The organism is Proteobacteria bacterium CG1_02_64_396, from assembly GCA_001872725.1.
In the GTDB taxonomy this organism is placed as follows: domain Bacteria; phylum Pseudomonadota; class MNWR01; order CG1-02-64-396; family CG1-02-64-396; genus CG1-02-64-396.
Genome location: MNWR01000080.1, coordinates 21,749 through 29,458 on the forward strand (window position 1 = coordinate 21,749; position 7,710 = coordinate 29,458).

Consider the following 7,710-nt stretch of genomic DNA (forward strand, 5'->3'; position numbering starts at 1 on the left):
CTCCCTCGGAGTCCCCATGCCCAAGCAACTGCCCCCTTTGCGCGTCAATGGCGACCGCCTGGTCAAGATCGCCGTCCAGGCTGGCATCGCCCCCGCTTACTCCTACGCCCCCTTCGACGTCGATGTCGATGGCCGCGCCTTCGCCCTACCCGCCACCGGGGGGATCACCCTCAACGTGGTGGTGGGCGATTCGGTCTTTGGTTGGGCGGGGGACCACATCGAGCCGGGGGTCTCTTTGCTGCTCAATGAAAAGGAGCGGACCGGCAAAGCCAACGCCGGGCTCAACTTTCTGGCGTGCTGTGGCAACGTCGCCACCCTCGTCAGTGGCGAGGCCCAAGGGGCCAAGGGGCGGGTACTGGGGCACCACGGCGGGGTCCACCACGTCATCGTCGACTTCCCGATTGAGGTCATGGAGCGGATGACCTTGGACGACAAGGTGCTCATCCACGCCTTCGGTCAGGGGATGACGCTGCTCGACCACCCCGAGGTCCACGCCATGAACATGGATCCCGAACTGCTGGCCGCCTGGCCGATCCGGGTGGCCGCCGACGGGGCGCTGGAGGTACCGGTCACCACCCTGGTGCCGGGCCACGCCATGGGCAGCGGCATTGGCTCGGCGGCGGTCCACTATGGCGATTACGACATCCTGACCCACGATCCCGACACGGTGAGCGAGTACCAACTTAATCAAATCCGCTTTGGCGATTTGGTCGCCATCCTCGATCACGACAACCGTTATGGGCGGACCTACCGCAAGGGGGCGGTCTCGGTGGGGGTGGTGGTTCATTCCGATTGCAAACTGGCGGGCCACGGGCCGGGGGTGGCGACCCTGCTCACCGCCCTGGGGGGCAAGATTCGCCCGGTGCTCGATCCCGGCGCCAACGTCGGGCGCTATTTGGGGATGGGACGGTTCCGTGAGGGGAGCAGTCAAAAGAAGAAGGGGAAGAGGGTATGAGTTTGCCGCAGCAGGTGGATTTGGTCGTCGTCGGGGCGGGGATTTCGGGGCTCGGGGCCGGGGTGAGGGCGCTGGCCGCCGGGCGCGATGTGGTGGTCCTGGAGGGAAGTGGCCGCGCCGGGGGGGTGATTGAAAGCCGCCGCCACGACGGCTACCTGTTCGATACCGGCCCCAACTCGACCTTGGGCAATCGTCCAGGGGTCAAGGAGTGGGTCGCCGAGTTGGGGCTCGACCCCCTCGATGCCGCCCCTGAGGCCAAGTATCGCTACGTGGTCAAGGGGGGCAGGTTGGTCCCGCTGCCGCTGGGGCCGGTCGCCTTCCTCAAAACGCCCCTCTTTTCACTCTGGGCCAAATTGCGGTTGCTGGCCGAGCCGCTGCATGGTCGGGCCGAGGCGGAAGAGACGGTGGCCCAGTTTGTCCGCCGCCGTTTGGGGCCAGAGTTTCTCGACTACGCGGTCGGCCCCTTCGTCAGCGGGGTCTACGCGGGCGACCCCGAGCGGCTTTCGGTGCGGGCTGCGGTGGCCAAGATCTACAACCTGGAGCGGGATCACGGCGGCCTCTTGCGCGGGGCGCTGGCCAAACGCAACGTCAGCGGCCAACCCAAGGGGGGGATCTTCTCGTTCGCGGGGGGGATGGGGGCGCTGCCTGAGGCAATGGCGGCCAAGTTGGGCGAGCGGCTCTTCCTCGATACCCCGGTCAAGGGTTTGAAGAGCGAAGAGGGGGGAATGGTGCTCGATCTGGGGGAGGGTCGCAGGCTGCGTGCCCGCGAGGTCTGGCTCGCCGTCCCCGCTGAAGTGAGCGCCAATCTGGTCGCCCCGCTCGCCCCGGTGGCCGAAGAGACCTTGCGCCAGATTCCCTACGCTGCGGTGGCCCAGGTGTTTCTGGCCTACCGCAAAGCCGACATCCCGGCGCTGCCCAAGGGGTTCGGTTTTCTGATTCCTCGGGTCGAGGGGATCGAAACATTGGGGTGTCTATTTTCAAGCCAGCTCTTCCCCGGTCGCTGCCCCGACGATCGGGTGGCGCTGACCGCCTACGTGGGGGGGAGAACCAATCCCGACGGAGCGCTACGGCTTCCGGCCCAGATCGTTGCCGGGGTGCGGGAGGACTTGAAAAAACTGTTGGGGATTCAGGCCGAGCCGGTCTATGTCGACACCGCCCGTCACGCACGGGCGATTCCGCAATACGAACTGGGGCACGAGGGGAGGATCGCCACCATCGAGCGGGCGCTGGCCCCCTTCCCGATCAAGCTGGTGGGGAACATCAAGGGGGGGGTGGCGGTGGCCGACCGGCTGCTGTTTGCACAAGCATTGGGGTGAGGGGTGTTTGGGGAAAGGTGGATAAGCGCAGCGCATCCACCTTCTTCCAGCCAAGGGGCACTCCCCACCAACATCAAAAAACCCCGCCGAAGCGGGGTTTTTTGTGTCCAACCGAGAGAAAACCGGGATTAGCCGGCGATCTTCTCGAACTTGGCGCGCAGCTCGTCTTCGCTCTCTTCGTGGTCGGGATCCTTGGGGATGCAATCGACCGGGCAGACCTTCACGCATTGGGGTTCGTCGAAGTGGCCGACGCACTCGGTGCAGAGATCGGGATCAATTTCGTAGATCTCGTCACCCTCGGTGATGGCGCTGTTGGGGCATTCGGGTTCGCAAACGCCACAGTTGATGCATTCATCGGTAATCATCAGGGCCATGATGAAGCTCCTCGACAGTCGAAATGGGGAAGAAAAAGTCCCCTTGGGGAATGAAGGCCATCTGGACCGGGAGGGTCGAGCCCTCGCCAGGGTCGGGAAATTTAAGGGTTCGGGGGGTGCGGGGCAACCGACAAATCACGACTTGATGATTTTGTCAGGGGTTGTCCTGCCGTAAGAGGTCGAGAAGCACCCCCTCGCGCAGCCCCCCGTCGGCAATCGTCACGGTGGGGGCGGCAAAACGTAGCGCCAAGGTGTGCAGCAGGATCAGCCCGGCGACGAGCAAGTCTTCGCGCCCCGGATCCATCCCCGCCAACGCCCCGCGCTGCCCCCGGTTCAGAGGAAGCAGCACCGACAGCCAGTGCAGGATCCGCCCATAGTGCAACTGGCAGCCGTTGATCTTCTCGGCGTCGTAGTGGCGCATCCCCAACTCCAAGGCGGCCAGGGTGGTGGCGGTTCCGGCGGTGGCGATTAGGGCGTGTTCGGGGGTCAACGGCCCAATCACCGGCCAGGCCGGTTCGAGCGCCGTTTGCGCCTCGGCCAGCAGGCGGCGCAGTTGCTCCGGCGGGGTCGGCATGGTCGGGGCCAGCCGTTCGGTCAGCACCACCACCCCCACCGGCAGCGAAATAGAGGCGACGATCCGCCCCCCTTCGAAACGGACCAGCTCGGTCGAGCCCCCCCCGATGTCGGCGATCAACGCCTTGTCCGGTGGGTTGGAAAGCCCCGCCATCACCCCCCATGCCGACAGCCGCGCCTCCTCATCGCCGCCGATGATCTCGATGGCGATGCCGGTTGCCGCGAGCACCGCTGCAATCACCGCCTCGCGGTTGTCGGCTCGGCGTAGGGTGGCGGTGGCGACGGCGCGGATGGCGCTGCCGGGGGGGATTTGGGGCAAGAAGCGCTGCAAGGCGGCGATCAGCCGGGTTTGCCCCCCCTCGCCGATCTTGCCGGTGGCGTGCAGCCCCTCGCCGAGGCGGACGATGACCTGATCCTCGACCAGGGTTCGACCCGATGCACCGACAATCAAACGGACCGTGTTCGAGCCGATGTCGATGGCCGCAGCATTCACGGGGCGAGTACCTCGGTGTCTTCTTGGTAGGTGCGGGCGTAGCCGACATAGCGCTGCGAGGAGGCGAGCAGGGCGGCTTTTTCATCCTCGCTCAAGGGGCGCACCGCTTTGGCGGGACGGCCCAGAATCAGATGACCGGGGGGGTACGACTTGCCAGGGGGGACGAGGCTGCCCGCCCCGACGATGGAGTCGTCGCCGATGGTGGCGTCGTCCATCACCACCGCCCCCATGCCGATCAGGATGCGATTGCCCAACGTGCAACCGTGCAGGGTGACGCTGTGGCCGATGGTGACGTCATCGCCGATGACCAGCGGGAAGGTGTCGTTGGTAACGTGCAGAACCGAGTTGTCTTGCACGTTGGTGCGTGCGCCGATGCCGATGAAGTGCACGTCGCCGCGGATCACCACGTTGAACCAGACCGAGCAATCCTCCCCCAGGGTGGTCCGCCCAATAACGGTGGCGTTGGGGGCCAAATAACAACGAGCCCCCAGTTGGGGGCTCCATTGTTTGTAGCGCAGGATCAATTCCAGCCCTCGCTCTTGGGTTCGTCGGCGGGGGGCGGGGTGACGACCGGTTTGCCCTTGCGCCGGTTTTGATCCTCCACCGCCAAAGCCGGTTTGTTCAGCGCCGCTTCCGAGAGCTCGTTCATGCTGCCTTGAATGCGACCGCCCGCAGCGATCTCCAGAGAACGGTAGGCGACCTCGCCAGCAATGCGGCCATGCTCCTGGACGATCAACTGTTTGGTCGCCCGCACGTTGCCGGTGACCGAGCCGTTGATGATGGCGATGGGGACCTCAATGTCGCCGACGACCTCGGCCTGCTCCGAAACAACCAGGCGGCTTTCACCATCGCCTTCGGCACGAATCGTCCCTTCTAGGCGACCGTCGATGCGCAGCTGTCCGGCGAAGAACAAATCCCCAACCAAACGGGCCGAAGCGCCAATCAGGGTGCCGATGCCGTTGGACGAGGAACTGGCAGGGGTGACGGCACGGGGGGATGGGTTTTCTTGTTTGTCGCGCTTGTTTCCGAACATCAGCGTGGCTCCTCTTGCAGCGTGTCGAGGGGAAGTACGGGACGGGCCAAAATATGGCCCCGGCGGTCGAAAAGGGTGATCTGTACGTCGGTTACGACCGCTCCATCCGGGATGGCCAGAGAACCTTCGAACGACTGGAAGTAGCGAAAACCGTAGGGGGCGGCCTGATCGGCGGGCTCCATCAGGTTCTCCTCTTCCCCCTCCTCGCCAACGCGGTAGGTGATTTGGAGCTGCCAAGAGCCGGAGATCATCTTTTGCCGCTTCAAACTTTGGATCAGGCGGAACTGGTAGCGCCACCCCTCCTCGCGCACAAGCTGAAAGCCGTAGACCTCAAGGCTGTCGTGTTGGGCGGCGCTTTCGAGAATGTTGCGGTAGAAGGTGAGCTCTTGGCGCAGATCGACCATCTCTTTGCTTTGCCGGTCGATGGTGGTGTGCAGGTCGGCGGTGAGGGCGTCGCGGGTCTCAAGTTGGCGCTGAAGATCATTAACCCTGCCGACGAGCTCGGCGTTGGTTTGCTCCAGCTGATGGTTCCGGTTTTCCATCGCATCGATGCGGGCCTGAGTTTGGCTGGTGATCGCCGGACTTTCGTTCTGCCAGAAGAACAAACCGATCATGAGGGCGGTATAGAGCGCCACGGCGCTCGCCATCGTGAAATACAACACGCTGCGGCGAATACGGATGGAACGGGGGGCGGTACCCTTCTCGTGGTCGAGAATGACCAGTTCGAAGCGACGCGGCAGCATCGATCAGGGAACCAGTGCGACGAGAGGGAGCCCCGCGATGAGCGGCCAGCCCATCATCAGGTTGAGGCAGGCGACCGCCTGACCCGAGGCGCCCCGGTTGAGGTTGTCGATGGCACAGGTGACGACCCAAGGGGCCCCCTCTTCACGGGCCGGGGTCAGGGCCATGGCGGCAATCGCGGTGCCCCGCACATCTTTGGTGTCGGGTTGGGCGCCGGGGGGGAGCAGCCGGATCAGGGGTGCATCGCCGTAGGCCTCGACCCAAGCCTGCCGAAGCGTCGCCTCATCCACGCCGGGTTTGGGCTGAATGTACAGGGTGGCGAGGATCCCCCGGTCGATGGGCAGCAGGTGGGGGGTGAAGGTGACCCGCACCGGGGTTTCGGCGGCCAGCGACAGGGTTTGGGTGATCTCAGGGGTGTGCCGGTGTTGCTCGACCCCGTAGGCCCGAAAGCCCTCGGCCACCTCGGCGTAGAGCTGGCTGACCTTGGCGCTGCGTCCGGCACCGCTGGTCCCCGAGGCGCAGGAGGCGATCACCTGAGGGGCGATCAACCCCGCCTTAAGCAACGGCACGAGGGGAAGCGAAACCGAGGTGGGGTAACAACCGGGGCAGGCGACCAGCCGCGCCTCGGGCAGCCCCTGCGCCCACTCCACCAAGCCGTACACCGCCTCGGGAATCAACTCGGGATGGGGGTGTTCGTGGTTGTACCAGGCGGCGTAGGTGGCCGGATTTTTCAGCCGAAAATCGGCAGAAAGGTCGATCACCCTCACACCCCGTGCCAAAAGGGCAGCGGCGATGGGGGCGGCGGTGGCATGGGGCAGACCGAGGAAGGCGATCTGCGCCTTGGCTTTGATCTGATCGGGGTCGACCGGATGAAGAAACGGGTCGGGCAGCAGCTCGGGGCTGATCCCGAGCAGGGCGGGAAAAACCGCCCCGATGGCTTGCCCCGCCTGGCTACCGGCGGCCAAGTGGGCAATGCGTACCTTGGGATGGCTGGCCAAAATCCGAATCAGCTCGATGCCGGTGTACCCGGTCGCGCCGATGATGGCGATATCGAGCCGATCCGACATGGCGCTCAGTCCTCTTCGACCGTGGTCGGCAGACCAAGCCGCCGGGCAACCTCAAGGTAGGCCTCTTCGACCCCACCCAGATCCCGCCGAAACCGGTCTTTATCGAGTTTTTCGCCGGTGTTCACATCCCAATAACGGCAGGTGTCGGGACTGATCTCGTCGGCCAGCAGGATCTCCCCTTGCCGGGTTTTGCCGAATTCGAGTTTGAAATCGATCAGGTCGATCCCCGCCTGGGCCAGCCGTTCTTTGAGTACACCGTTGATCGTGGCGGCCTGAACCCGCAATTCGACGATCTCCTCGGCGGTGGCCCAACCGAAGGCGATGGCGTGATCGGCGCAGACCAGGGGGTCGCCCAGGGCGTCGTCTTTGTAATAGAACTCGATCAAGGGTTTGGCCAAGACCTCACCCTCTTCCCGGCCCAGCCGTTTGGCCAGGGAACCGGCGACCCGGTTACGCACCACCACCTCAAGCGGAATGATCGAAACCTTGCGGATTTTCATCTGCCGCGTGCTCAAGGTTTCGATGTAGTGGGTGACGATCCCCTTGGCGGCCAGCACCTCGAACAGGTGGGCGGAGATCCGCTGGTTGAGGATCCCCTTGGCGGCGATGGTCCCTTTTTTTAAGGCGTTGAACGCAGTGGCATCGTCCTTGAAGTACTGAATGACCACATCGGGATCGTCGGTGGCAAAAACCCTTTTGGCTTTGCCTTCGTACAGCAATTCACCCATGGACATGATGCGACCTCGACAAAGGAGGGGGGAAAAGAGAATCAAGCAGGTGGAAAACCGATCAAAAACGCAGCGAGCGCCGCAGCAAATGAGCCGCGCAGTAGGTCTTTACCTTTAAAGGTTCCTAGGAGTCTGTCGGACTTGAGATCGTCCTACTCGGCAATTGCTCCTGCATTGCTCTACCTCCTGCATCCATGCAGTCGTGCGCCGGCGGGTAATCGGTCCAAATTTCCCCGGTTTTTCGTCACATAGCCACCACTATGATCCTCAAAACCGTGAAAATTTGGCCTCGATTCCCCACTCGGCTCGCTACGGACGCTCAAGTCCGACAGGCTCCTAGGCCCTTCGACAAGCTCGGGTGAGCGGGGTGGTTGGCCTGGGTCATCGGCAGTGTTCACGAGGTTGCAACCAGGCCATGCAAGCACCACCA

The 7,710-nt window shown here is 63.9% G+C and carries 9 protein-coding genes; 2 read left to right on the forward strand and 7 right to left on the reverse strand.

Annotated features, from left to right (window positions below; all coding sequences use genetic code 11):
- Positions 1-16: 16 nt before the first annotated feature.
- Together AUJ55_09385 and AUJ55_09390 are read left to right on the forward strand one after the other, a co-directional pair.
- Positions 17-955 carry a DUF4438 domain-containing protein gene (locus tag AUJ55_09385; protein OIO55987.1) on the forward strand — a complete coding sequence of 313 codons (939 nt, stop codon included), beginning with the start codon at positions 17-19 and terminating at the stop codon, positions 953-955.
- On the forward strand, positions 952-2,271 hold the full coding sequence (locus AUJ55_09390) for a protoporphyrinogen oxidase (GenBank protein ID OIO55988.1): 1,320 nt from the start codon (positions 952-954) through the stop codon (positions 2,269-2,271). Before AUJ55_09385 ends, AUJ55_09390 begins: the two co-directional genes overlap by 4 nt.
- 128 nt (positions 2,272-2,399) lie before the next feature.
- Here AUJ55_09390 and AUJ55_09395 read toward each other — a convergent pair whose 3' ends face one another.
- From AUJ55_09395 to AUJ55_09425, 7 genes are all read right to left on the reverse strand, one after another.
- Positions 2,400-2,645: a ferredoxin gene (locus AUJ55_09395; protein ID OIO55989.1), complete on the reverse strand. Its 246-nt coding sequence runs from the start codon at positions 2,643-2,645 to the stop codon at positions 2,400-2,402.
- A gap of 154 nt (positions 2,646-2,799) precedes the next feature.
- Positions 2,800-3,711: a hypothetical protein gene (locus AUJ55_09400; GenBank protein OIO55990.1), complete on the reverse strand. Its 912-nt coding sequence runs from the start codon at positions 3,709-3,711 to the stop codon at positions 2,800-2,802.
- A complete protein-coding gene (locus tag AUJ55_09405; GenBank protein OIO55991.1) occupies positions 3,708-4,235 on the reverse strand; it encodes a gamma carbonic anhydrase family protein in 528 nt (175 codons plus the stop codon). The genes AUJ55_09400 and AUJ55_09405 overlap by 4 nt, the downstream gene beginning before the upstream one ends.
- Positions 4,232-4,744: a hypothetical protein gene (locus AUJ55_09410; GenBank protein OIO55992.1), complete on the reverse strand. Its 513-nt coding sequence runs from the start codon at positions 4,742-4,744 to the stop codon at positions 4,232-4,234. Before AUJ55_09410 ends, AUJ55_09405 begins: the two co-directional genes overlap by 4 nt.
- Entirely contained in the window at positions 4,744-5,487 is a 744-nt protein-coding gene (locus tag AUJ55_09415) for a hypothetical protein (GenBank protein ID OIO55993.1), read from the reverse strand. Before AUJ55_09415 ends, AUJ55_09410 begins: the two co-directional genes overlap by 1 nt.
- Before the next feature lie 3 nt (positions 5,488-5,490).
- Complete coding sequence (locus AUJ55_09420) at positions 5,491-6,552, reverse strand: N-acetyl-gamma-glutamyl-phosphate reductase (GenBank protein OIO55994.1); 1,062 nt, start codon at positions 6,550-6,552, stop codon at positions 5,491-5,493.
- 5 nt (positions 6,553-6,557) lie between these two features.
- A complete protein-coding gene (locus AUJ55_09425; protein OIO55995.1) occupies positions 6,558-7,286 on the reverse strand; it encodes a phosphoribosylaminoimidazolesuccinocarboxamide synthase in 729 nt (242 codons plus the stop codon).
- Positions 7,287-7,710 lie beyond the last annotated feature (424 nt).

Excerpts from the sequence above, each read along its gene's own strand:
- AUJ55_09395 (OIO55989.1), bottom strand. The coding sequence starts at position 2,645 with ATGGCCCTGATGATTACCGATGAATGCATCAACTGTGGCGTTTGCGAA.
- AUJ55_09420 (OIO55994.1), bottom strand. The coding sequence starts at position 6,552 with ATGTCGGATCGGCTCGATATCGCCATCATCGGCGCGACCGGGTACACC.
- AUJ55_09425 (OIO55995.1), bottom strand. The coding sequence starts at position 7,286 with ATGTCCATGGGTGAATTGCTGTACGAAGGCAAAGCCAAAAGGGTTTTT.
- AUJ55_09415 (OIO55993.1), bottom strand. The coding sequence starts at position 5,487 with ATGCTGCCGCGTCGCTTCGAACTGGTCATTCTCGACCACGAGAAGGGT.
- AUJ55_09385 (OIO55987.1), top strand. The coding sequence starts at position 17 with ATGCCCAAGCAACTGCCCCCTTTGCGCGTCAATGGCGACCGCCTGGTC.
- AUJ55_09410 (OIO55992.1), bottom strand. The coding sequence starts at position 4,744 with ATGTTCGGAAACAAGCGCGACAAACAAGAAAACCCATCCCCCCGTGCC.
- AUJ55_09390 (OIO55988.1), top strand. The coding sequence starts at position 952 with ATGAGTTTGCCGCAGCAGGTGGATTTGGTCGTCGTCGGGGCGGGGATT.